Genomic DNA, 23111 nt, shown 5'->3' on the forward strand with positions numbered 1-23111 from the left:
GACAATGCTGGCATGAGTACAAACCCGGGCACGACGGGTGCCGCGCCGCGGCTGTCGATGGCGCAGGTGCTGTGGTGCGGCGCCGCGATCGTCACGCTGAGCATGGGCATCCGCCACGGCTTCGGCCTGTGGCTGCAGCCGATCACGATGGAGCGCGGGTGGACGCGCGAGACCTTCGCCTTCGCGCTGGCGGTGCAGAACCTCGCCTGGGGCCTCGCCGGGCCGTTCGCCGGCATGCTCGCCGACCGCTTCGGCGCCTTCCGCGTGCTCGCGGCCGGCGGCGTGCTGTACGCGCTCGGCCTCGTGCTGATGGCGATGGCGACGTCCGGGCTGGCCTTCACCGGCAGCGCCGGCGTGCTGCTGGGCATGGCCCAGGCGGGCACGACCTACGCGGTGATCTACGGCGTGATCGGCCGCCAGGTCGATCCGGCGAAGCGGTCGTGGGCGATGGGCGTGGCCGCCGCCGCCGGCTCGTTCGGCCAGTTCCTGATGGTGCCGGTCGAGAACTGGCTGATCGCCGGCCTCGGCTGGCAGTCGGCGCTGTTCATCCTCGGCTGCGCGGCGCTGGCGATCGCGCCGCTCGCGCTCGGGCTGCGCGAACCTCAGGTGGCCGCGCACAGCGGCCCGGTGCAGACGATCGGCGCGGCGGTGCGCGAGGCCTTCGCGTACCCGAGCTTCCGGCTGCTGATGGCCGGCTACTTCGTCTGCGGCTTCCAGGTGGTGTTCATCGGCGTGCACCTGCCGAGCTACCTGAAGGACCAGGGGCTGTCGCCGCAGGTGGCCACGGTGGCGCTGGCGCTGATCGGCCTGTTCAACGTGTTCGGCACCTACGCCGCCGGCGTGCTCGGCCAGAAGCTGGCGAAGAGGTACATCCTCGCGTCGATCTACCTGCTGCGCTCGGTGGCGATCGTCGCGTTCCTCGCGCTGCCGCTGACGCCGTGGAGCGTGTACGTGTTCGCCGCCGTGATGGGGCTGCTGTGGCTGTCGACGGTGCCGCCGACGAACGCGGTGGTGGCGCAGATCTTCGGCGTGCAGTACCTGTCGATGCTCGGCGGCTTCGTGTTCCTCAGTCACCAGGTTGGCTCGTTCCTCGGCGTGTGGCTCGGCGGCCTGCTGTACGACCGCACCGGCAGCTACGACGTCGTCTGGTGGATCGCGATCGCGCTCGGCGTGATGGCCGCGGCGGTGAACCTGCCGATCCGCGAGCAGGCCATCGCGCGGCCGGCGCGGGCCGGAGCCTGAGCGATGGCGCTGAGACGTGCGCTGGCCTGGGCTGTGGTGCTGGCAGTGCTCGCCGCGGTGTTCGGCGCGTACCTGCGCCCCGACCTGATGCGCGACGTCAGCGACTTCCTCTGGTCGTGCTTCTGACCCCGCCCTGCAGCGTCGTCGGCCCGACTCGCGCCGGGGGGCGCCGCCTGCAGCCCGGCATGGCCGAATCCACAGCAGCCACCGCAAGCCGCCGGCATCGTGCCGCCGGCCTGCCGTTCGGCAACGCGGGCCGCTGAGATGCGTGCGGGCCCAGGGTTGCGCGACACGGTCTCGCCATGGGTGCGCCGGTGGAGCGTGCTCGTGCCCGCAGGGGCGCGCGTGCTCGACGTGGCCTGCGGCGGTGGCCGCCACGTCCGCTGGTTCGCCGGGCGCGGGTGTGCCGTCACCGGCATCGACCGCGACGCCGCGGCGCTCGGGCCGCTGCACGGCCTCGCCCGCGTGGTCGTCGCCGACATCGAAGCCGACGGCTGGCCGCTGCCCGGCGAGGCCTTCGACGCGGTCGTCGTCACGAACTACCTGTGGCGGGCACTGCTGCCGACCGTCGTCGCCAGCGTCGCCGCTGGTGGCGTGCTGATCTACGAGACCTTCGCCGTCGGCAACGAGACCGTCGGCCGGCCGGCCAACCCCGACTTCCTGTTGCGCCCCGGGGAGTTGCTGCAGGCCGCCGCGGATCTGCGCGTGATCGCCTACGAAGACGGCTTCGTCGACGACCCGCCGCGTTTCGTGCAGCGCATCGCCGCAGCGCGCGAAGGTGCACCGGACGCGACGCCGGTGCGTTACCCGCTGTAGGCGTGCGCAGCGGGCCGGCGGCCCGGACCCGCTCGCTAGAATGCCGCTTTTCGAGGACCCACGATGAAACCGATCACCGGAAGCATCGTCGCGCTGGTGACGCCGATGCACGACGACGGGCGCGTCGACCACGACGCGCTGCGTCGCCTGATCGACTGGCACGTCGCCGAGGGCACGGCCTGCATCGCCGTCGTCGGCACCACCGGCGAGTCGCCGACGCTCGACGTCGAGGAGCACTGCGAGGTGGTGCGGGTCGCCGTCGAGCACGCCGCCGGGCGCGTGCCGATCATGGCCGGCACCGGCGGCAACTCGACCGCCGAGGCGATCGAGCTGACCCGCTACGCGCAGCAGGTCGGCGCCGACTGCACGCTGCAGGTCGTGCCGTACTACAACAAGCCGACGCAGGAAGGCATGTATCGGCACTTCCGCGCGGTCGCCGAGGCAGCCGACCTGCCGGTCGTGCTGTACAACGTGCCCGGGCGCACGGTGGCCGACCTGCAGCACGACACCGTGCTGCGGCTGGCACAGGTGCCCGGCATCGTCGGCATCAAGGAGGCCACCGGCGACATCGCGCGTGCGGCGTGGCTGATCCGCGAGGCGCCGAAGGGCTTCGCGATCTACTCCGGCGACGACCCGACCGCGGTGGCGCTGATGCTGCTCGGCGGCCACGGCAACATCAGCGTCACGGCGAACGTCGCGCCGCGCGCGATGCACGAGCTGTGCGCCGCGGCGATGGCCGGCGACGCGAAGCGCGCCGCCGAGATCCACCTCAAGCTGCTGCCGCTGCACAAGCAACTGTTCGTCGAACCCAACCCGGTGCCGGTCAAGTGGGCGTTGGCGCGGCTGGGGCGCTGCGGCGGCGTGCTGCGCCTGCCGCTGGTGCCGCTGACCGACGCCGCCCAGCCGCTGGTCGAGCGCGCGCTGCGCGACGGCGGCCTGCTGTGACCCGCGGGGCCGGCGGTCGCATCGCTGCCGCGCACCGCCGCCTCCCGGCTCCTGACGATCGCCGCTTCCCGGCCAACCCCGCCCCCATGCCCCACGACAAGCCCCGCCACCTGCCTTCGCTGCGCTCGATCCCACTGGCCATCGCCGCGCTGTCGCTCGCCGCGTGCTCGGCCACCAGCGACCTGCTCGGCGGCGACCGCATCGATTACCGCAGCAAGGCGGTGAAGACGACCCCGCTCGAGGTGCCTCCCGACCTGACGCAGCTCACGCGCGACGCGCGCTACCAGCCGCAGGCGGGCAGCGTGACGGCCAGCACCTACCAGTCGGCGGCGGCGGCCGCGGTGACGTCACCGGTCGCCGCGGGCGGGCCGGCGACGGTGGCGGTGCAGCAGCGTGGCGAACTGCGCGTCGAGCGCAGCGGCGACCAGCGCTGGCTGGTGACGAAGCTGCCGCCCGAGGTGCTGTGGCCGCGCTTGAAGACGTTCTGGGAGGAGCGCGGCTTCGCGATCGCCTACCAGAACGCCGACGCCGGCGTGATGGAAACCGAGTGGGCCGAGAACCGCGCGAAGATCCCGACCGACATCATCCGCAACACGATCGGGCGCGTGCTCGACGTGCTGTACTCGACCGGCGAACGCGACAAGTTCCGCACCCGCATCGAGCGCGCGCCCGACGGCGGCAGCGAGGTCTACATCAGCCATCGCGGGATGGTCGAGGTGTTCACCACGCCCGAGCGCGACCAGACGAAGTGGACGACGCGCCCCAGCGACCCGCAGCTCGAGGCCGACTTCATCGCCCGACTGATGGTCGCTCTCGGCGGCAGCGAGCCGCAGGCGCGCGCCGCCGTCGCCGAGGCACCGCAGCGCCCCGAACGCGCGCGCGTGCTCACCGGCCAGGGCGGCGCGACGCTGCAGGTCGACGAGCCGTTCGACCGCGCGTGGCGCCGCGTCGGCGTCGCACTCGACCGCGCCGGATTCACCGTCGAGGACCGCGACCGTGCCGGCGGCCTGTACTTCGTGCGCTACGTCGACCCCAAGGACGCCGCGAAGGCAGAGCCCGGCTTCCTCAGCCGGCTGTTCGGCCGCGGCGGCGACGGCCCGAGCGGGCCGGCGCGCTACCGCATCGCGGTCAAGGGCGACGGCAGCGACCGCACCACGGTGTCGGTGCTCGACGCCGCGGGTGCGCCCGAGGCCGGCGAGGTCGGGCAGCGCATCGTCGCGGTGCTGGTCGAAGACCTGAAGTGAGCCACCCCGGCGGCTTCGGCGCGGCCTGCGGCCGGGCGGGCGGGCGCGTGCCGCAGGTGAGCGCTGTCGACGCTGCGCGTTGAGCCGGGCCGCGCGATGCGCTTCTGCAGCCTGGGCAGCGGCAGCAGCGGCAACGCGACGCTGATCGAAGCCGGCGACGGCACGCGCACGACGCGCGTGCTCGTCGACTGCGGCTTCTCGCTGCGCGAGCTCGCGCGGCGGCTGGCGCGCCGAGGCGTGAGCGTCGAGTCGATCGACGCGGTGTTCGTGACCCACGAGCACGGCGACCACGTCGGCTGCGCACTCGCGCTGGCGCGTCGCCACGGCACCGCGCTGTGGATCAGCGAAGGCACCTGGGCCGCGCTCGGCGACGTCGACGCGCCGGCGTCGCTGCGCCACGCACGCGACGGCATGGCGATCGCCGTCGGCGCGCTCGAGCTGCGACCGTTCACTGTGCCGCACGACGCGAGCGAACCGCTGCAACTGACCTGCAGCGACGGCTGGCGACGCCTGGGGCTGCTGACCGACCTCGGGCACGCCGACGACGAGATCGCGCGACGGCTGGCGGGTTGCGACGCGTTGCTGCTCGAGTGCAACCACGACCGCGGGATGCTCGCGCAGGGACCGTACCCGGCGTTCCTGAAGCGCCGCGTCGGCGGCGACCACGGTCACCTGGCCAACGAGCAGGCCGCCGACTTGCTGCGGCGCGTCGCGCACCGCGCGCTGCGCCATGTCGTCGCAGCACACCTGAGCCGGCAGAACAACCGGCCGGAGATCGCCGCCGCGGCGCTCGCCACGGCGCTGGGCGCGCCGGCGAGCGAGGTCGTCGTTGCCGATGCCGCCCAGGGCTGCGACTGGCTCGACCTCGGCTGACGACCGTGCGCCCCAAAGCAACAAGCCACCCGGCGGGTGGCTTGGGTGCGATCACGCGGCAACCGCGCCGGAACGCGCGGCGGTGCGTGCGCGGACGCCTGAACGCCCGCGCCCTGGACCTTACTTGTTGACGGCCGACGAAGCGGCGTCGAGCGCCTTGTTGGCGGCGTCCTTGGCCGCGCCCATCGCCTGGTCCGCCGCCTGCTTGGCCGCGTCGGCGGTGGCCGCCGCCGCTTCGCTGGCCGCGCTGGCCGCGGCACCGACGGCCTCCGAGGCCGCCGCCACCGCTTCCGACGCGGCGGCCGCAGCCTGCGACGCCGCCTCGGCGACCGGCGCGGGGGCGGCCACGGGCGCCGGTGCGGGGGCGGGCGCTTCTTCCTTCTTGCCGCAGGCGCTCAGCGCCACGGCAGCAACCAGGGATGCCCAAAGGAGCGACTTGTTCATCGATGTCCTCGAAATGTTCTGACGGTGTGTGATGGATGGGACCGGCACCGGGCATGGCAGCGCACGGCGCCACCCGCACGTCCCCGTGCTGATGCCCATTCTACTGAAGACCCGGGGAAACCCTAGAGTCCCAGAGTCGTCGCCGCAAAGGACGGCGACGACTGTTGCATCAACGCATCGACCAGTTCGCGGCGTTGACGCCAGTCGTCGGCGTCGCCGATCTTCACCCCGCGCCAGCGCACGCGGTCGAGCAGTTCGAGCGCGTGCGGCGGTTGCGCGACGAACAGCGTCGGCATCTGCGCCGCGTCGATCGCGACCTCGCGGCCGAGCACGCGGTGCGCCTGGTAGCGGCGCCAGGCGACGAAGCGCGGACGACGCCGCACCAGCTCGTCGAACCCGCAGGCCAGCAGCGTCAGCTCGCGCCCGGGGCGCTCGAGCCATGCATCCAGCGCGGCGATCAGCGCCGGGTCGTCGAGCGGCCAGTCGGCGAAGTCGGGGTCGCACCACCACCACTGCGCTGGGCCGCGTGTCGCATCGGGCGACGAGGCCAGCGCGATCACCGCGTCGTTGAACGACGATCGACCGTCGATGCGGGTGTCGGAGGTATCGCTCATGGGGGGTCTCCAGGGGGTTCGCAGTCGCTGGCGTCGCAGGGTGCCAGCCAGCCGGCGTCGACCCATGCGGCCAGCAGCGTGCGCGCCGGCGCCGACAGCTGCGCGGCCTCGGCGACACCGAGCACGCCGCGGTCGGCGAGCCGGCGCAGCAGCGCCGCGTCGCGGCCTGCGGCGCGGAATGCTTCGCCGTTGACGAACACGTGGTGGCGGTCGTACAGCATGCGCGTGCGCCGGTCCAGGCACAGGCCCTGGCCGCGGCGCCAGCGCGCACCGGGCTCGAACCAGACCTGCGGCTTCGGCTCGGTCAGCCACGCACCGAGCGCGGCTTCGAACGCGCGCTCATCGGCCAGCGCGCGGCGCAGCAACTCGCGCGCGTGCGCTGCCAATGCCGCCGGCACCTGCGCCGGCGTCGAGGTGGCCGGCTGCGACGGATCTCGGTACAGCCGCTCGTCGTCGGCGACGCCGTCGGCCAGGCGCAGCAGCAGTTCGTGCACCAACTCGCCGTGGCGTGGGGCGCGAAAGCCGACCGAACAGGTCATGCACTCGCCGACCGCGACGCCATCGTGAGCCCATCCGGGTGGCAGGTACAGCACGTCGCCGGGCTCGAGCAGCGCCTCGTGCGCGGGCGCGAAGCGTCGCAGGACCTTCAGCGGCACGCCGGGCACGAGCGACGCGTCGTCGACGCGGCCCCAGCGCCAGCGCCGCCGCCCGTGCACCTGGACCAGGAACACGTCGTACGAGTCGACGTGCGCGCCGACGCCGCCGCCGTCGGTGGCGTAGGAGATCATCAGGTCGTCGAGCCGCGCCTGCGGCACGAAGCGAAAGCGCGCCAGCAGCGCGTGCGCGGCGTCGACCTGGGTGTCCAGCCCCTGCACGAGCAGGGTCCAGCCGCCGCGCGCCAGCGGTGGCAGCGCGCGGCGCGGCAGCGGGCCATGGCGCAGCGTCCAACGCGCACCGTCGCGCACGACCAGACGCGACTCGACGTCGTCGCGCGCCGCCAGCGCGAACAGTTCGGCGCGCGTGACCGGCGCGCCGACGCCGGGCAGCGCCTGGCGCACCAGCAGCGGCCTCTTCTGCCAGTGGCGGCGCATGAACGCGGCCGGGCTCAGGCCGCCGAGCAGCGCGGCCGGCTTGTCGATCGGGAGGGTCGCCATCAGACCGATTGTCTGCCGGCTTGTGACATCATCCTGCGATGGTCATCACCGCCCCATGCGTCGTCAGCCTGACCTGGACGCTGTCGAACGCGCAGAACGAGCCGCTGGACGAACTCGCCGACCCCGTCGAGTTTTTCGTCGGCGGCGACGACCTGCTGCCGATGGTCGAGCAGTCGCTGCTCGGCCACGAGGCGGGCTACGAGGCGCAGCTGCACCTCGAGCCCGAGCACGCCTTCGGCGACTACGACCCGGGCCTCGTGTGCTTCGAGCAACGGTCGCTGTTCCCCGGCAACGTCGAGGCCGGCATGGCCTTCGAGGGCCTGCCCGACGGCGCGGCCACGCCCGGCATGCCGGCCGACCGCGTGTACACGGTCACCGAGGTCTACCCGTCGCACGTCGTGCTCGACGGCAACCACCCGCTGGCCGGCATGGCGCTGCGCCTGCACCTGAAGGTGCGCGACGTGCGCGAAGCCACCGCCGCCGAGGTCGAGTGCGGCAGCGTCGGCGCCGCCGCGGTGACGCTGCTGCAGCCCGTGGCCGGCTCGACGCTGCACTGATCCGGGACCGGGTCGCACCGGCGTGACCGCCCAGGCCCCCCCGCGCACGCCCCGACGACGCGGCGCCGTCGTGCAGCGCGGCCCATGAACCGCACGGCCGCCCTCGCTGCCACCGCGGCCGTCGCCGCCGTGCTGGCCATCGTCTCGGCGCCTTGGGCGCTGGGGCAGCCATGGCTGAACTTCGTCTTCAAGCCGCTGGCCACGCTGGCGGTGATCGCTTACGCCCACGGCCGCGGCCACGACGCGCCGGCGATGCGGCGCTGGGTGCTCGCGGGACTGGTGCTGTCGCTGGCCGGCGACGTCGCGCTGCTGTGGCCGGCGCGCGGCTTCGTGCCCGGGCTGGTCGCGTTCCTGCTCGCGCACGTGGCGTACCTGGTGGCGTTCACCCGCACGGCACGGCTGGCCGCGCGTGTCGCGCCGTTCGTGGTGTACGCGGTGGTGGCCGGAGGCATCCTCGCGCTGCTGTGGCCGCACGTGCCGCCGGCACTGCGCGCACCGGTGCTGGCCTACGTCGTGGCGCTGGCCACGATGGCGGCGCAGGCCGCGGTGCTGTGGCGTGTCGGCGCGCCACGCGCAGGCGTGTTGGCGCTCGGCGGCGCGCTGTTCGTCGCCTCCGACGCGCTGCTGGCGACGAACCGCTTCGCCAGTGCGGTGCCGATGTCGTCGCTGTGGATCCTCGCGACCTACTGGAGCGCACAGTGGTGCATCGCGAGCTGGCTCGCCCCGGCGCGACGCACCGGCGGCTGATCGCGCCACGCGCCACGGCGCCTGGCGACAATGCGTCCATGCCCACCGACTGGCGCGCTTTCGCCGGCTGGACCGCGGCGTGGCTGCTGCTCACGCTGGTCGGCGCGACGCTGCTCGTGCGGCTGGACATCGCCGCGCGCCGCGCCGACTTCGCCGCCGACGCCGCCGACGTGCACCGCCAGCTCGGACAGCGCGCCGCGCAGCACGACGCGATCCTGGCCACGCTGACGCTGCTCGACGCGGCCGACGCGGCGTCGGACGCCGAGCGGCCGTGGGACCGCCTGCCGGCGCTGTACCCGCAACTGCTCGACGTGGTGCGCAAAGACACCCGCCATCCGTGGCCGGCGCGCGGGCTCGACGACGCCGAGGCCGCGTCGCGCGCGCTGCCGGCGCCGCTGCGGCGCGCGGTGCTCGGCCCCGTCGATGCCCCTGCGGCCCGGTACTGGCTGGTCGTCGCCGGCCCGACGGCGAGTTACGCGATGCTCGTCGACGCGCGCCGCATGGCCGCCGACGACACGCCGCTGCATCGCGACGCGACGGTGCGTGCGACGCTGCACCACCGGACGGGCTCGCTGGTGCTGCAGCCGGGCCCGCCACCGGCGCAGCGACCGCAGGGGCTGACGGCCGGATTCACGTTCGCGCAGACGCTGGCCACGGCGAGCCAGCCGTTCGAACTGCGGCTGCAGCGCGCCACCGGGCCCGCCGAGTGGCCGTGGCCGCGGCTGCTCGCGTGGGCGCTGGCGAGCGCGGCGGCGGTGGCGGCGCTCGCGCAGTGGCGTTCGGCACGCGTCGAGCGCCGGCGCGGGGCCGCGCTGGCGCGCCTGGCGAACGCCGGTCGACTGAACGCGCTCGGCGAACTCGCCGCCGGCCTGTCGCACGAGCTGAACCAGCCGCTGACGGCGACGCTCGCCGGCACGCAGACGGCGCTTCGCGTGCTGCGCGACGACGGCGCCGGCGGCGTCGACGGCGACGACCTGGCAACGGCGCGCGAGGCACTGCGGCTGGCCGCGGCGCAGGCGCGGCGCGCGTCCGACGTGCTCGCGCGCCTGCGCCGTCTGGTGCAGCCGGCGCGTGCCGACGCACCGCACCGGCCGGTGTCGCTGCACGCGGTGGTGCGCGATCTGGTCGACCTGCTGGGACCCGAGCTGCGCCGGCGCGGCGTCGCGGTCGAGCTGCGCGGCAACGCGCCGCCGGTGCGCGGCGACGCCGTCGCGCTCGAGCAGATCGTGCACAACCTGCTGGACAACGCGATGCACGCGCTCGAAGGCAGCGCCGCCGCACACGCGATCGTCGTGACGCTCGACCACGACGAGCGCCGCGCACGGCTGAGCGTGCGCGACAACGGCCCCGGCATCGCCGCCGATGCGCTGCCCCGGGTGTTCGAGCCGTTCTTCACCACCCGCGGCGACGGCCTCGGGCTCGGTCTGCCGCTGTGCGAGTCGCTGGCGCAGTCGATGGACGGCACGCTGACCGCGCGCGACGTGGCGCCGCACGGCGCCGAGTTCGTGCTCTCGCTGCCGCTGGCGGACCCCTGCGCCTGAGGCGACGACGATGCACGCGGTTTCGCCACTGATCCACCTCGTCGACGACGACGACGCGGTGCGCGCCGCGCTGTCGCTGCTGATCGGCACCGTCGGGCTGCGCGTCGCGCCGTGGGCCGATCCGCTGCAGTTCCTCGAACGCTTCGACCGCGACGCCGTCGGCGCGGTCGTGCTCGACGTGCGCATGCCCGGGATGTCGGGCCTCGCGGTGCTCGAACAGCTGCGGCGCGAAGGCGCCGACCAGCCGGTGATCCTGCTCACTGCGCACGGCACCGTCGACATGTGCCGGCGGGCCTTCAAGGGCGGAGCCGCCGAGTTCCTCGAGAAGCCGGTCGACGACGAACACCTGCTCGACGCGGTGCAGGCCGCGGTGCGCTCTCACGTGCGCTCGCGGCAGCGTGACGCCGCCGGTCGCGAAGCGCACGAGCGCTACGCGCTGCTGTCGCCGCGCGAGCGCGAGGTGCTCGCGCTGGTGGTCGCCGGGCTCAGCAGCAAGGAGATCGCGCGGGCGCTGGCGCTGTCGCCGCGCACCGTCGAGACGCACCGCCTGCATCTGTCGGCCAAGCTGCAGGTGCAGACGCTGGCGCAGCTGATCCGCGGCTACGCGAGCCTGGTCGACGCCGACGGCGCTGCGTAGTTCTACGCAGGCGGTGCGCGATTCGCGCGGATGGTGGTCGGACGATGCGCCGCGAAGAATGCCCGCACGGCCCCGAGCCCGGCCGCAGCCCACCCAGGAGACCCGCATGATCCGTATTCCGCACACCCTCGCCGCCGCCGCGCTGCTCGCAGTCGCCTCGATCACCCATGCGCAGGCGGTGCGCACCGAGCGCACGATGTCGCTCGAACTTGCCAACCGACTCGCCGCTGCCACCGTCGCCGCGTGCCAGGCCAACGGCCATGCGGTGACAGCCGCGGTCGTCGACCGCGCCGGTCAGCTGCGCGCGCTGCAGCGCGCCGACGCGGCCGGTGCGCACACCGTCGCCGCCGCGCAGGCCAAGGCCTACACGTCGGCGTCGGCGCGCAACACGACCCTGGCGATGATGGACGCTTCGCAGAAGAACCCCGGCGCAGCGAACCTGGTGCACATCCCGGGCTTCCTTCTGCTCGGCGGCGGCGTGCCGGTGAAGGCCGGCAACGACGTCATCGGTGCGGTGGGCGTCGGCGGTGCCCCCGGTGGCCACCTCGACGAGCAGTGCGCCGTCGCGGCCATCGACCAGGCCAAGGACTCGCTGCAGTGAACCGCACGCCGGCCCGCCATCGCCGCGCCGGCGCCGCCGCCGGCGCGGCGTCGAGATCTTCGATCGCCGTGCGCCTCACCCGCCCTGCGCGGGCCGTCGTCGCCGCGGCGCTGCTGGCCGCCACCGCGATGCACGCCCCGCCCGTCGCCGCACAGGTGCCGCCGACGCCGGCCGAGGTGGCGGCGTACCGTGGGCTTCACGCCGCGGCCCATCATGGCGACCTCGCGGCGATCGCCCGGCTGGCCGGGACGAAGGCCGCGCTGGAGGCGCGCGACGCGCACGGGCGAACGCCGCTGCACGTGGCCACCTTCGCGCGCCGGCGCGACGCGGTGCGCGCGCTGCTGGCCGCCGGCGCCGACAGCGCCGCGCTCGAGTCCGGCCGCTACGACGCGGTGACGATCGCCGCGGTCGCCGACGACGAAGCGACGCTGCACGTGCTGCTCGAACACGGCGCCAGCGCCGCGCTGGTGACCAGCCGGTACGACGGCACCGCGCTGATCGCCGCGGCGCATCTCGGGCACGACGGCGTCGTGCGCCGCCTGATCGCCGCCGGCGCGCCGCTGGACCACGTCAACAACCTGCACTGGACCGCGCTGATCGAGGCCATCGTGCTCGGCGACGGCGGTGCGCGCCACCAGGCCACGGTCGCCGCGCTGCTCGACGCCGGCGCGAGCACCCGCCTCGCCGACCGGGCCGGGCGCACGCCGCTGCAGCTCGCGCGTGCCCACGGCCACGACGCGATCGTGCGCCTGCTGCTCGCCGCCGGGGCGCGGTGACGACCGGCGCAGAATCGGGTCCCGTGGCGCGGCACGTCACCGGGTCACCACGGAGGCAGCGTCGGGTGGGTGCGCGGCTCGGGTCCGGCTTCTTCGCGCGCCGCTGGCGCGGCGAAGTCGCGCTCGGCCGGCTGTTCTGGCGCGACATGCTGCTGTGGGCGACGCTGCTGAACTTCGCGGCGACGCTCGCGGCGCTCGGCGCGGTCGCTGCGAAGGCGCCGGCGTGGCTGGCGCTGGCGCTGCACTTCGCTCCGGTCCCGTACAACGTGTTCATCGTCGCCGCGGTGTGGCGCTCGCGCGCCTGCGCGCCGCTCACGCGCACCGCCTCGGTCGCTTGGTTCGCGGCGATGCTCGCGCTCTAGCGCCGCCGCGCGGCGGCACCGTCGTCTACGCCGCGGCCAGCGCTTGCGCCAGGTCGGCGCGCAGATCGTCGATGTGCTCGATGCCCACGCACAGCCGCACCGTGTCCTCGGTGACGCCGGCGGCGGCCAGTTCCTGCGGCGACAGCTGGCGGTGCGTCGTCGACGCCGGATGCGTCGCCAGCGAGCGCACGTCGCCGATGTTGACCAGCCGCGTGAACAGCTGCAGCGCGTCGAGGAAACGTTCGCCGGCGGCGCGCCCGCCCTTGACGCCGAAGGTCAGCAGGCCCGACGCGCGACCGCGCATCAGACGGCGCACCAGCGCGTGGTCGGGGTGGTCGGGCAGACCGGCATAGTTGACCCAGCCGACCTTGTCGTGGTCGCGCAGGAACTCGGCGACGGCGAGCGTGTTGTCGCAGATGCGGTCCATGCGCAGCGCCAGCGTCTCGATGCCCTGCAGGATCAGGAACGCGTTGAACGGCGAGATCGCCGCGCCCATGTTGCGCAGCGGCACGACGCGCGCGCGGCCGATGTACGCCGCCGGGCCGAGCGCCTCGGTGTAGACCACGCCGTGGTAGCTGACGTCGGGCTCGTTGAGCCGGCGAAAGCGCGCCTTGTGGTCGGCCCACGGGAAGCGGCCCGAGTCGACGATCGCGCCGCCGATGCTGTTGCCGTGGCCGCCGAGGTACTTGGTCAGCGAGTGCACGACGATGTCGGCGCCGTGCTCGAACGGCCTGCACAGGTACGGGCTGGGCACCGTGTTGTCGACGATCAGCGGCACGCCGTGCCGGTGCGCGATGCGCGCGAGTGCCTCGATGTCGGTGACGTTGCCGCGCGGGTTGCCCAGCGACTCGGCGTACACCGCCTTGGTGCGCTCGTCGATCAGCGCCTCGAAGCTGTCGGGGCGCGACGAGTCGGCGAAGCGCGTCTGGATGCCGTACTGCGGCAGCGTGTGCGCGAACAGGTTGTAGGTGCCGCCGTACAGCGCGGTCGACGAGACGATGTTGTCGCCCGCCTCGGCGATGGTCTGGATGGCGTACGTGATCGCCGCCTGCCCCGACGCCAGCGCCAGCGCACCGACGCCGCCCTCGAGCGCGGCCACGCGCGCCTCGAGCACGGCCTGCGTCGGGTTCATGATGCGCGTGTAGATGTTGCCCGCCACCTTCAGGTCGAACAGGTCGGCACCGTGCTGCGCGCTGTCGAAGGCGTAGGCGACCGTCTGGTAGATCGGCGGCACGACCGCGTGGGTGGTCGGGTCGGGCGTGTAGCCCGCGTGCACGGACAGGGTCTCGAAGCGGTGGGTGTTCTCGCTCATGGCAGCTGGTCAGGGGTTGGCAAAGCCCGCAAGGCTAACGCGCGCGTGCCGCGACGGGAACGAACGGATCGGCATGACCTTATGCCATCGCAAGCCGCGGCGGGTTCGGCGCCGCGCAACGGCGCCTCCTCCTGGCGAGAGGCCCCTGATCGGGGCCCCGGAGCCACCTGGCGTCGGACGCTGCGGGCCGGCGGGTGGCGGAGACGGAGTCTGCCGAGATGGCCCTGCAGCCGGTGGCAACGTGCCGCGAAAGCGTCCACAAGTGCTTGATTCAACTATGGTTCGTTGTCGCATCCGCTCGCATCCGATAGCATCCGATTGCGTCCCTGATGATGGGACGGACGAAGGGATGATGGGATGCCAAAGCTCGCGAAGGTGCTGTCCGCCCTGGAGGTGTCCCGGCTGAAGGTGGCCGGCATGCACTTCGTCGGCGAGGTTCCGGGACTGGCTCTGAACGTGGGGCCCACTGGGGCGCGGAGCTGGGTGCTGCGCATGAAGGTGGGCGGCCGGCGGCGCGACATCGGCCTCGGCGGTTACCCCGCGGTGACGCTCGCGGAGGCCCGCGGGAAGGCCAGGGAGGCACGCGACGGGGTCAGCAAGGGGGTGGACCCCATCGAGGCCAAGAAGGCCGCCAGGAGCGCCCTGGAAGCCCGTCAGGCGGCAGCCAAGACGTTCGACCAGTGCGTCGCGGCGTTCCTGACCCTGAAAGAGCGCGAGTGGTCGAACGCGAAGCACGCCGCACAGTGGCGGGCGACGCTGGAGACGTACGCGAGCCCGGTCATCGGGTCGATGCTGGTGCGCGACATCGGCACGGCCCAGGTCATGGAGGTCCTGAGCCCCATCTGGACCACCAAGACGGAGACGGCCGGGCGCGTTCGGGGGCGCATCGAGTCTGTGCTCGACTACGCCATCGTCCATGGCCTGCGTCCCGAGCCGAACCCGGCGCGCTGGCGCGGCCAGCTCGACAAGCTACTGCCGAAGCCGAGCAAAGTCGCCCCTGTTGAACACTTCGTCGCGGTGCCTGTCGCTGAGGTAGGTGCCTTCATGGCGCATCTGCGTGATGTCGACGCCATGGGCGCGCGGTGCCTGGAGTTCCTCATCATGACGGCCACCCGCAGCGGCGAAGCGAGGTCGGCACGTTGGACCGACATCGACCTAGACGCCAAGGTCTGGACGATTCCGGCGCCGAAGATGAAGGCAAAGCGGGCGCACCGCGTCCCGTTGTCGTCCGCCGCTGTTGCCCTGCTCAAGGCGTTGCCTCGATTCGAAGACGAGACGCTGGTCTTCCCCAGCCGAAAGTCAGGGGCGAAGCTGTCGGACATGACGCTCACGCAGCTCATGCGCCGCGCGAAGGTCACCGGCTTCGACCGGCACGGCAACCGCGCGCCTGCCGTTCCGCACGGCTTCCGGTCGACGTTTCGAGACTGGGCCGCCGAACGCACCGCGCACCCGCGGGAAGCGGTCGAACAGGCCCTCGCCCACATCGTCGCCAACGCGACTGAAGCCGCCTACTTCCGGTCGGACCTGTTCGAGCGCCGGCGCCAGCTCATGGACGACTGGGCTGGCTTCCTTGCTCGCGTCGAGCGACCGGCGCAGGTCATAGAGTTGCAGCGCCGCAAGGCCTGACCGCAACTGCCCGCAACGGGCACAGATGGAGAGCAGCATGAGCCTGACCACTTGGACCGCCGTCCTGACGATCAACACCGCCGGCGATGACGAGCCGGAGAACCTGCACCGCGTTCGGCTGCAGCCCATGCCAACGCCAGATGGAGCCATCGAGCAGGGCCTGTACCTGATGAGCCGCGTCGACGGGGCGGTCGATTTCGTCGTCGAGCGCGGCGCAGTTGCAGCCTGACCGGATGAGGTCGACGCCGCGCCTAGGGTAGCTCCCGAACGCCCGCGTCCCCGGCGGGCTGGCGCGGCGTCCCAATCGTGGGGACGCGCTGGGGAAGCACGTTGACCAAAAAGACCGACGCCAAGAAGGCGCCCAGGAAAGTCCCATACGACCCGCAGGAGCAGCTCTTCGCCCTCGCGTTTCACGTTCACGCGGCCATCCGGCGTTGCGATCAGGTCTGGGAGCAGGCCACAAGCGACCATGAGAGAGCGGCGGTCGCCGTCTTTGCACGAAGCCTCCGCGATGAGCTGAGCGCGGCTGTATCGGGTGCTCCCCTGCCGCCGCCACCGCCGCCGCCACCGCCGCCAACCAAGACGGAAGGCGAACGTACCCTCGCACTTCAGGCCTGCGGAATGCTGGCGCTGTTGCTCGCCGACAAGCACCCGAAGTTCAGAAGTGGCACCTCTCCCAACGCGTCCGCCATAGCGGAGGAAGCCGCCAGGGTCACGGAAAACAAGCTCGGGCACAAGCCCAGAGGCCTCGGACATACAAGGGTTCGCACCACGATTTCCAGCGCCGCCAGCACATTGATGGGTACGCCACCGGAGGACCGGCCAGATGAGCGCGGGTCCGACTGACATCGGCGTGTGTCAGATGACATCGCGGTCTGTCACTTGACACGCCGACTGGGGGCGTCGGGCTCGAATTGCGCCGAGCCGCATTTGGACGCGGCGAAGGGCACCCCCACCTATGAGCATCACTCAACTTGTGCGCATGGCCCACCTCGTGGGCCGCCCGCGCGCAAATCCACCCATTCGCGGCATCGTGCCGCTGCACGAGTCGACTATCTGGCGGATGGTCAAGGCGGGCGACTTCCCGGCGCCGATTCGCCTCCATCGCAACTCGGTCGCCTGGGACCTGAGGGAGGTTGAGGCGTGGTTGAAGGCCCGCAAGGAGGATCGGTCATGAGCGGGCCCGGCCGAGAAGACGCAGACAGCCAAGGTCGAGGCGCGCACCCCTCGCAACGGAAGGACTCACGGACGGAGGTCATCGAGAAGGTGAGGGCCGCCGAGCGCGCCGCACCCGCCAGGATCACCACCACGACGCGGCAGCGCGAACGGGAACTGATGGTGATCAGGGAGCGTCACCCGGGCACGACGACCCACGCCCAACAGCAGCGCATCCTAGAGGCCGCGGCGGACGGCGTGACCGTAGTCGAAGCCCGCCGGTTCCTGCTCATCTCGAATCCCTCCGACTGCGTTGGTCGCTTGCCCGAAGAGGTCAAGTCGGCGATCAAGAGGGAACCAGTGGTGTGGCGGGACGAGATGGGCGCGCTGCGCGAGACCGTTCTGTACGTGCTGGTGCATTGAGCGGTGGCATGGCCGCCATCGAGTACGCGCGCGGGCGCAACCTGCGCGACATCAACCCCGTGGCCCGCAGGGCTGGCAGCCTGCGCGAGTTCGCCGACCAGCTCGAAGCCGACCGGTCGAAGACGAAGTCGACGGCGCCCTACATCTGCGCTCCGATGTCGGGACGCAGGCGCGCCGAGAGCGCGCTGCCGCGCTCGTGGCTACCGGTCGATGCCGACCGCATCGACCGTGCCGCGCTGACGCGCTGGGACCGCCTGATCGGGCGATTCAGCGGCCTGCAATGGGCCACCCACAGCAGCACCCGAGACGAGCCGCGTAGGCGCGCAATCATCCTGCTCGACAAGGTCGCGACGAGAGATGAGTGCATTGCCGCCGGCGCCTCGTTCGCCGAACTCGTCGCCGTCGAGCTGGGCGACGCGGTCGAACTTGATCCCTGCGTCTACCGGCCAGAGCAGCCGGTCTTGGCGCCCCCGATGTACTCGCAAGTGGAGATTCTGGGGGGCGATAGTTGGCCGGTGCGTCACAACAGCACGGCGGGGGGCCAGCAGCAATTACGTCTTCAGTCTTCCTCTGTATCTCCTCAGTGTGCTTCTGTTCTTCTTCTGTGCTCTTCTGTGGGTGAAGCTGCGTTCGAGCCGGACGAGATACCGGCCGGCGTCGGCCAGCGAAACCGATGTCTCTGGCAACTGGCGCAGCGGCTGAAGGCTCAGAAGGCCAACGCGACCTATGAGGATGTCCGCGCGGTGGCGGTCGCGTGGCACGCGGCCTTCAACGATGTCATCGGCACCAAGAGCCTGACCGTGACCATCGACGACCTGTGGCGGATGTATGAGAAGGTGAGGTGGACGAAGGGCGGCGTCATGAGCGATGCACTGCTACACGCCAACTCCGTAGTACTACCGGACCCGGTCGACCGCCTGGGTTACGGGGAGCACGAGCGCCGGCTGTTGAAGGTGTGCATCGCCTTGGCGGCCCAGCAGCAGCCTGGCGAGCCCTTCTTCATCTCGGTGCGGGTGGCAGGGAGGGAAGCTGGCCTTGACTACAGCGACGCCGCCAAGGTGTTGCGCGTCATGGAGCGTGACGGCCTGCTCGAACTCGTGACGAAAGGCGCCGGTAAGGTGGCAAGCCGATATCGCCTCGGGCCGCTCCTCGGCGGCCGATAGAGCTGCACTCGGCTCCCGGGGCTGAGCTGGGGGACGTTGCCCCCCTGTTGTCCCAATGGTCTTCTGAAGCGACGTTCCGCTACATTCAGAAGCCAATTGGTTGACGCTTCGTGAGGCAGCCGCATGCAGACACGTTCGGAACCTGCACCCAACTTGTCGCCTGCGCACAAAGCGCAAGCTCGCCACGCGTCCGTGGGCGTCGGGTGGAGGTGGGCTGAGTTCTTCCTTGCCTCTGTTGGGTTGACGTTCTTGTTCAGCCTGTGGTTATGGGCTGTAGCGCCCGACGGCCAAGCGGGTTCGTTGTTCGGGGCGCTGTTGCAACCATTGCTCGGCATCGCGGTCGCGGTCGGCGTCGTCTTGAGCTTGGTTGCGGTCTACAAGATGTCGATCAGCTTGGATCCGCGGCGCTCACTGGCGTGGCTCATCGTGGTCGCCCAGTTCGTTCCGATCATCGGACTTCTCATCGTCATATCCATGATCCTGAAACTGCGGCGCGAGTCTCAGCTTGTGCCGGCATCGGCGGATGGTGTCGGCGCTGCCGGTGCGGCCTCGGATGCATCGGCAGATGACGACGAGCAGCGAGGACGCTGCCTGACACCACTGCTGCGCGAAGCGGAATCGATGCTGAGTCGCGAGCAATCCGAACGCGCCCGCCCGCCCAGCGGATCGGCTGGTCTTGCGGGCTCGGCATCGGACTCACGCCCATCGATGCACGTCGCACCGGCCGATATGACACGCTCGAATCGAGGGCGCACCGCCTGCCGCCTGCTGCGGATTGAAGGTCAACCGGTGAGTATTCCGCTGTTGATCACGGTGCTCGGGCCGACGCTCGGAGTTTTCGGGCTGGCGGGGGGCTTGGCGTGGCTTCTGTGGACTGGTGTTGCGGTCTGCGCGCCTTCGCCGGCACCCTGCCCGAGCAGGGCAAAGATAGGCCTTGCACAGGCTTGGAATAGGGAATGGCTGGCTGGACGGCAGGCTTCACATCTTGGATGCGACGGCGGAAGCCGGGGGTTCCTTAAGCGTCCCAGTCTTGGATGGACCGGATGATGGGACGGCATAGATGCCACGCCGGAAACCCGCATCAATCCTAGCTGTCTGGCGGAGACGGAGGGATTCGAACCCTCGATGCAGGTTTTGCCCGCATACTCCCTTAGCAGGGGAGCACCTTCGGCCTCTCGGTCACGTCTCCGGCGCGAAGGCGCGCATTCTAGCCCGCAACGACGCGCGCAGCGCGCTCAGGCCGCGGCGGCTTGCTGGTCCAGGTCGAAGGCGCGGTGCAGCGCGCGCACCGCGAGTTCCATGTACTTCTCGTCGATCACGACGCTGGTCTTGATCTCGCTGGTCGAGATCATCTGGATGTTGATGCCCTCCTCGCTGAGGGTGCGGAACATCTTCGCCGCGACGCCGACGTGGCTCTTCATGCCGATGCCCACGATGCTGACCTTGCAGATGCGCGCGTCGCCGATCACCTCGCTGGCGCCCAGCGCCGGCGCCACCTGGTTCTTCAGCAGGTCCATCACGCGTGCGTGGTCGTTGCGGTGCACCGTGAACGAGAAGTCGGTGCGCCCGTCGTGCGAGACGTTCTGGATGATCACGTCGACGTCGATGTTCGCTTCGGCCACCGCACCCAGGATCTGGTAGGCGATGCCGGGCTTGTCCGGTACACCGAGCACGGTGACCTTGGCCTCGTCGCGGTTGAACGCGATGCCCGACACGACGGCTTGTTCCATCTTCTCGTCCTCTTCGAAAGTGATCAGCGTGCCCGACTTCGCTTCCTCGTCGATCGGGATGTCCCAGTCGGTGAAGCTCGACAGCACGCGCAGCGGCACCCGGTACTTGCCCGCGAACTCGACCGAGCGGATCTGCAGCACCTTGGAGCCGAGGCTCGCCATCTCGAGCATCTCCTCGAAGCTGACGGTGTGCAGCCTTCGCGCCTCGGGAACGATGCGCGGGTCGGTGGTGTAGACACCGTCGACGTCGGTGTAGATCAGGCACTCGTCGGCCTTCAGCGCCGCCGCCACCGCCACCGCCGACGTGTCGCTGCCGCCGCGGCCGAGCGTCGTGATGTGGCCCGCGTCGTCGATGCCCTGGAAGCCGGTGATGACGACCACCCGGCCGGCGTCGAGGTCGGCGCGCACGCGCCGGTCGTCGATGCTCGTGATGCGCGCCTTCGTGTACGCCGGGTCGGTCTTCACCGGCACCTGCCAGCCGGTGTAGCTGACGGCATCGACGCCCTCGGCCTGCAGCGCCAGCGCCAGCAACCCCACCGACACCTGCTCCCCGGTCGACGCGATCATGTCCAGTTCGCGCAGCGCCGGTCTCGAGACCTGCGCCGGCTGCAGTTCCTTGGCCAGGGCGAGCAGGCGGTTGGTCTCGCCACTCATCGCCGAGGGCACGACGACCATGCGGTGCCCGGCGCGTGCCCACTTGGCCACCCGCTTCGCGACGTTGCGGATGCGCTCGGTCGAACCCATCGACGTGCCGCCGTACTTGTGAACGATCAGTGCCATGACGCGTTGGCGTGCGCGCGGCGCTCGCCGGGGTGCTGCAGCTGCGAAGCCGGCGATTTTAGCGAGCGCGCCTTCGCGACCCTGACGCCGCAACGTCGGACAGCCATCGCAGCGCCACCTGCGGCTCCCCGGGGGCGGCGCGCGAGCGCGCGTCGATGCCGAGCCCGGGAACGAACACCAGCGTGTCGTCGCACCACAGCAGCGGCGCCTCGCGTGCGGCTGCCGGCACCCCGACGGCCTGGAACTGCTTCTTCAGGCTGCGCGCCGCCGACCGCGGAGCGAACTGGAACCGCTCGCCGCCGCTGCGCACGCGCAACTCGCAGCCGCGCAGTGTCGCCAGCGCGACGCCGTCGCGCGGCACGGCACGCACCTGCAGCCGTCCGCCCCAGGCCGGCACGTCGACGTCGCCGGGTGCGTCGATCGTCAACGCCAGCTGCCGCGGGCGTTCAGGCGCTGCCGCGGCAGCGTCGCACACCCGCAGCCGTGCGCGGTGCAGCACCAGCGACGCGCCGCCGGGCAGCGGCCAGCGCGATCCGGGCGACGCTTTCGGCAGTTCGGCGTCGAGCCGGTCGAGCAGCGTGGCCGGTGCCGTGCGCGCCAGCCGCTCGCGCAGCCACAGGCGCAGCGCGTTGCGCGCGCGTGCGCCGCCCAGCGCGAGCAACCGGCGCAGGTGCAGCGCCCCCGCGTCGTCGACGAGCGGCGCGAGGTCGTCGCGCCCGCACTCGTCGAGGCACTGTCGCGCCCACTGCGCCTGCCGCGCCGCCGCGGCCAGCGCGACCTCGGCGTCGGCGAAGGCATCGCGAAGCGCCGGCATCACGCGGGCGCGCAGGCGGCTGCGCGCGTAGGCCGCATCGGCGTTGCTCGGGTCGTCGACGTGGCGCAACCGGCGTCGCGCGACGTAGGCGGCGATCTGCGCGTCGTCGACGTCGAGCCAAGGCCTCGCCCACGTCAGCCCGGCGCGATGCGCCTGGCGCGGCATCGCCGCCAGCCCGGCCGGCCCGGCACCACGCAGCGCCTGCAGCACGAAGGTCTCGGCCTGGTCGCGGCGGTGGTGCGCGAGCAGCACCAGCGTCGCGCCGGCGGCCTCGGCCATCGCCGTCAGCGCGGCGTAGCGCTCGCGACGCGCCCAGGCTTCGACGCTGTCGCCGGCCGCCGGTTGCCCGGCGAGGCGTTGGGCGACGAACGACACCGGGTGGCCCGCTGCGGCCCAGCGCCTGCACTGCGCACGGACGTGCGCGAGCCAGGCGTCGGCCTGCGGCATCAGCCCGTGGTGCACGTGCAGCGCAACGACGCGGATGCCCAGCGGTCCCGCGGCGTGCACCGTGGCGTGCAGCAGTGCGGTGGAGTCGCGTCCGCCGCTGGCGGCGACGGCGACGACGCGCGCAGGTTCAGCGTTCCTTGGTGTCGCTGAAGCGGCCATACGACTGCAGCCGCTCGTAGCGGCGCTGCAGCAGGTCCTTCGTCTTCAAGTCGGACACCTGGCGCAGCGCGTCGTTGAGCGCGCGCTTCAGGCTGGCAGCCATCGCCTTCGGGTCGCGGTGCGCGCCGCCCACCGGCTCGTTGACGATCTTGTCGATCAGCCCCAGCGCCTTCAGCCGGTGCGCGGTGATGCCCAGCGCCTCGGCGGCGTCGGACGCACGCTCGGCGGTCTTCCACAGGATCGAGGCGCAACCCTCGGGCGAGATCACCGAATACACCGAGAACTGCAGCATCAGCACCTGGTCGCCGACGCTGATCGCCAGTGCGCCACCCGAGCCGCCCTCGCCGATGATCGTCACCACGATCGGCACCTCGAGCTGCGCCATCTCGAAGATGTTGCGCCCGATCGCCTCGCTCTGGCCGCGTTCCTCGGCACCGATGCCCGGATACGCGCCCGGGGTGTCGACGAAGGTGAACACCGGCAGGGCGAACTTCTCGGCGAGCTTCATCAGCCGCAGCGCCTTGCGGTAGCCCTCGGGACGACTCATGCCGAAGTTGCGCGCCGCGCGCTCCTTCGTGTCGCGGCCCTTCTGGTGACCGATCACCATGCACGCCTGCCCGTTGAAGCGCGCCAGCCCGCCGACGATCGACAGGTCGTCGGCGAATGTGCGGTCGCCGTGCAATTCCTGGAAGTCGGTGAACACGTCGGCGACGTAGTCGAGCGTGTACGGGCGCTGCGGATGACGTGCGATCTGCGTCACCTGCCAGGGGCTCAGGCTGGCGTAGATCTCCTTGGTCAGCTGCAGGCTCTTCTTGTCGAGGCGGTCGATCTCCTCGGAGATGTCGACCGCCGACTCGTTCTGCACGAATCGCAGTTCCTCGATCTTCTTCTCGAGTTCGGCGATCGGCTGCTCGAACTCGAGGAAGTGGCGTCGGCTCATGCGCGGGCC

Annotated in this window: 27 protein-coding genes and 1 tRNA gene; 20 read left to right on the forward strand and 8 right to left on the reverse strand. The window is 71.7% G+C overall.

Annotated elements, in window-relative coordinates; translation table 11 throughout:
- Positions 1 to 12 precede the first annotated feature (12 nt).
- From PKC53_RS09840 to PKC53_RS09865, 6 genes are all read left to right on the forward strand, one after another.
- The gene (locus PKC53_RS09840) at positions 13 to 1242 is read left to right on the forward strand and encodes an MFS transporter (protein ID WP_324428303.1); all 1230 of its coding nucleotides are present in this window, start codon (positions 13 to 15) and stop codon (positions 1240 to 1242) included.
- A 3-nt stretch (positions 1243 to 1245) separates the two neighbouring features.
- On the forward strand, positions 1246 to 1368 hold the full coding sequence (locus tag PKC53_RS09845; RefSeq protein ID WP_324428304.1) for a hypothetical protein: 123 nt from the start codon (positions 1246 to 1248) through the stop codon (positions 1366 to 1368).
- Positions 1369 to 1506: 138 nt separating this feature from the next.
- Positions 1507 to 2058 carry a class I SAM-dependent methyltransferase gene (locus tag PKC53_RS09850; RefSeq protein ID WP_324428305.1) on the forward strand — a complete coding sequence of 184 codons (552 nt, stop codon included), beginning with the start codon at positions 1507 to 1509 and terminating at the stop codon, positions 2056 to 2058.
- Positions 2059 to 2121: 63 nt separating this feature from the next.
- Entirely contained in the window at positions 2122 to 3003 is an 882-nt protein-coding gene (gene dapA / locus PKC53_RS09855) for a 4-hydroxy-tetrahydrodipicolinate synthase (RefSeq protein WP_324428306.1), read from the forward strand.
- Positions 3004 to 3089: 86 nt separating this feature from the next.
- Positions 3090 to 4247, forward strand: coding sequence for an outer membrane protein assembly factor BamC (gene bamC / locus PKC53_RS09860; protein ID WP_324428307.1), 1158 nt, complete (start codon positions 3090 to 3092; stop codon positions 4245 to 4247).
- A 96-nt stretch (positions 4248 to 4343) separates the two neighbouring features.
- Positions 4344 to 5120 carry an MBL fold metallo-hydrolase gene (locus tag PKC53_RS09865; RefSeq protein ID WP_324428308.1) on the forward strand — a complete coding sequence of 259 codons (777 nt, stop codon included), beginning with the start codon at positions 4344 to 4346 and terminating at the stop codon, positions 5118 to 5120.
- 120 nt (positions 5121 to 5240) lie between these two features.
- Here PKC53_RS09865 and PKC53_RS09870 read toward each other — a convergent pair whose 3' ends face one another.
- From PKC53_RS09870 to PKC53_RS09880, 3 genes are all read right to left on the reverse strand, one after another.
- Entirely contained in the window at positions 5241 to 5564 is a 324-nt protein-coding gene (locus tag PKC53_RS09870) for a hypothetical protein (protein WP_324428309.1), read from the reverse strand.
- 122 nt (positions 5565 to 5686) lie between these two features.
- Entirely contained in the window at positions 5687 to 6178 is a 492-nt protein-coding gene (locus PKC53_RS09875; RefSeq protein WP_324428310.1) for a hypothetical protein, read from the reverse strand.
- Positions 6175 to 7332, reverse strand: coding sequence for a cupin domain-containing protein (locus PKC53_RS09880; RefSeq protein WP_324428311.1), 1158 nt, complete (start codon positions 7330 to 7332; stop codon positions 6175 to 6177). The genes PKC53_RS09875 and PKC53_RS09880 overlap by 4 nt, the downstream gene beginning before the upstream one ends.
- 38 nt (positions 7333 to 7370) lie before the next feature.
- Between PKC53_RS09880 and PKC53_RS09885 the strand changes: the two genes are divergently transcribed.
- The 7 genes from PKC53_RS09885 (at position 7371) to PKC53_RS09915 (ending at position 12553) form a co-directional block, all read left to right on the forward strand.
- On the forward strand, positions 7371 to 7889 hold the full coding sequence (locus PKC53_RS09885; protein WP_324428312.1) for a peptidylprolyl isomerase: 519 nt from the start codon (positions 7371 to 7373) through the stop codon (positions 7887 to 7889).
- A gap of 84 nt (positions 7890 to 7973) precedes the next feature.
- Positions 7974 to 8636, forward strand: coding sequence for a lysoplasmalogenase (locus PKC53_RS09890; protein WP_324428313.1), 663 nt, complete (start codon positions 7974 to 7976; stop codon positions 8634 to 8636).
- Positions 8637 to 8674: 38 nt separating this feature from the next.
- On the forward strand, positions 8675 to 10177 hold the full coding sequence (locus PKC53_RS09895) for an ATP-binding protein (RefSeq protein WP_324428314.1): 1503 nt from the start codon (positions 8675 to 8677) through the stop codon (positions 10175 to 10177).
- Between the two features lie 10 nt (positions 10178 to 10187).
- Positions 10188 to 10814, forward strand: coding sequence for a response regulator (locus PKC53_RS09900; protein ID WP_324428315.1), 627 nt, complete (start codon positions 10188 to 10190; stop codon positions 10812 to 10814).
- Between the two features lie 106 nt (positions 10815 to 10920).
- Positions 10921 to 11415: a heme-binding protein gene (locus tag PKC53_RS09905; RefSeq protein ID WP_324428316.1), complete on the forward strand. Its 495-nt coding sequence runs from the start codon at positions 10921 to 10923 to the stop codon at positions 11413 to 11415.
- Positions 11416 to 11543: 128 nt separating this feature from the next.
- Complete coding sequence (locus PKC53_RS09910) at positions 11544 to 12191, forward strand: ankyrin repeat domain-containing protein (RefSeq protein WP_324428340.1); 648 nt, start codon at positions 11544 to 11546, stop codon at positions 12189 to 12191.
- A gap of 65 nt (positions 12192 to 12256) precedes the next feature.
- On the forward strand, positions 12257 to 12553 hold the full coding sequence (locus tag PKC53_RS09915) for a hypothetical protein (protein WP_324428317.1): 297 nt from the start codon (positions 12257 to 12259) through the stop codon (positions 12551 to 12553).
- A 25-nt stretch (positions 12554 to 12578) separates the two neighbouring features.
- Here PKC53_RS09915 and PKC53_RS09920 read toward each other — a convergent pair whose 3' ends face one another.
- Positions 12579 to 13865 carry an O-acetylhomoserine aminocarboxypropyltransferase/cysteine synthase family protein gene (locus tag PKC53_RS09920; protein ID WP_324428318.1) on the reverse strand — a complete coding sequence of 429 codons (1287 nt, stop codon included), beginning with the start codon at positions 13863 to 13865 and terminating at the stop codon, positions 12579 to 12581.
- 357 nt (positions 13866 to 14222) lie between these two features.
- Between PKC53_RS09920 and PKC53_RS09925 the strand changes: the two genes are divergently transcribed.
- The 7 genes from PKC53_RS09925 to PKC53_RS09955 all read left to right on the forward strand — a co-directional run bounded on the left by PKC53_RS09925 (position 14223) and on the right by PKC53_RS09955 (position 19279).
- Complete coding sequence (locus tag PKC53_RS09925) at positions 14223 to 15491, forward strand: integrase arm-type DNA-binding domain-containing protein (RefSeq protein WP_324428319.1); 1269 nt, start codon at positions 14223 to 14225, stop codon at positions 15489 to 15491.
- 37 nt (positions 15492 to 15528) lie between these two features.
- Complete coding sequence (locus PKC53_RS09930; protein ID WP_324428320.1) at positions 15529 to 15720, forward strand: hypothetical protein; 192 nt, start codon at positions 15529 to 15531, stop codon at positions 15718 to 15720.
- Between the two features lie 101 nt (positions 15721 to 15821).
- The gene (locus PKC53_RS09935) at positions 15822 to 16337 is read left to right on the forward strand and encodes a hypothetical protein (RefSeq protein WP_324428321.1); all 516 of its coding nucleotides are present in this window, start codon (positions 15822 to 15824) and stop codon (positions 16335 to 16337) included.
- A 112-nt stretch (positions 16338 to 16449) separates the two neighbouring features.
- The gene (locus PKC53_RS09940) at positions 16450 to 16668 is read left to right on the forward strand and encodes an AlpA family phage regulatory protein (protein WP_324428322.1); all 219 of its coding nucleotides are present in this window, start codon (positions 16450 to 16452) and stop codon (positions 16666 to 16668) included.
- Positions 16665 to 17069, forward strand: a complete 405-nt coding sequence (locus PKC53_RS09945; RefSeq protein WP_324428323.1) for a hypothetical protein — start codon at positions 16665 to 16667, stop codon at positions 17067 to 17069. Before PKC53_RS09940 ends, PKC53_RS09945 begins: the two co-directional genes overlap by 4 nt.
- 8 nt (positions 17070 to 17077) lie before the next feature.
- Complete coding sequence (locus tag PKC53_RS09950) at positions 17078 to 18232, forward strand: hypothetical protein (RefSeq protein WP_324428324.1); 1155 nt, start codon at positions 17078 to 17080, stop codon at positions 18230 to 18232.
- Positions 18233 to 18481: 249 nt separating this feature from the next.
- Positions 18482 to 19279, forward strand: coding sequence for a hypothetical protein (locus PKC53_RS09955; RefSeq protein ID WP_324428325.1), 798 nt, complete (start codon positions 18482 to 18484; stop codon positions 19277 to 19279).
- 49 nt (positions 19280 to 19328) lie between these two features.
- Here PKC53_RS09955 and PKC53_RS09960 read toward each other — a convergent pair.
- From PKC53_RS09960 to PKC53_RS09975, 4 genes are all read right to left on the reverse strand, one after another.
- A tRNA-Ser gene (locus PKC53_RS09960) sits at positions 19329 to 19421 on the reverse strand.
- Between the two features lie 46 nt (positions 19422 to 19467).
- Positions 19468 to 20742, reverse strand: a complete 1275-nt coding sequence (locus PKC53_RS09965) for an aspartate kinase (protein WP_324428326.1) — start codon at positions 20740 to 20742, stop codon at positions 19468 to 19470.
- A 58-nt stretch (positions 20743 to 20800) separates the two neighbouring features.
- Positions 20801 to 22162, reverse strand: coding sequence for a tRNA lysidine(34) synthetase TilS (gene tilS, locus PKC53_RS09970; RefSeq protein WP_324428327.1), 1362 nt, complete (start codon positions 22160 to 22162; stop codon positions 20801 to 20803).
- Positions 22131 to 23102 carry an acetyl-CoA carboxylase carboxyltransferase subunit alpha gene (locus tag PKC53_RS09975; RefSeq protein ID WP_324428328.1) on the reverse strand — a complete coding sequence of 324 codons (972 nt, stop codon included), beginning with the start codon at positions 23100 to 23102 and terminating at the stop codon, positions 22131 to 22133. Before PKC53_RS09975 ends, tilS begins: the two co-directional genes overlap by 32 nt.
- Positions 23103 to 23111: the final 9 nt, after the last annotated feature.

This window comes from Azohydromonas sp., from assembly GCF_035325925.1.
In the GTDB taxonomy this organism is placed as follows: Bacteria; Pseudomonadota; Gammaproteobacteria; order Burkholderiales; family Burkholderiaceae_C; genus Calidifontimicrobium.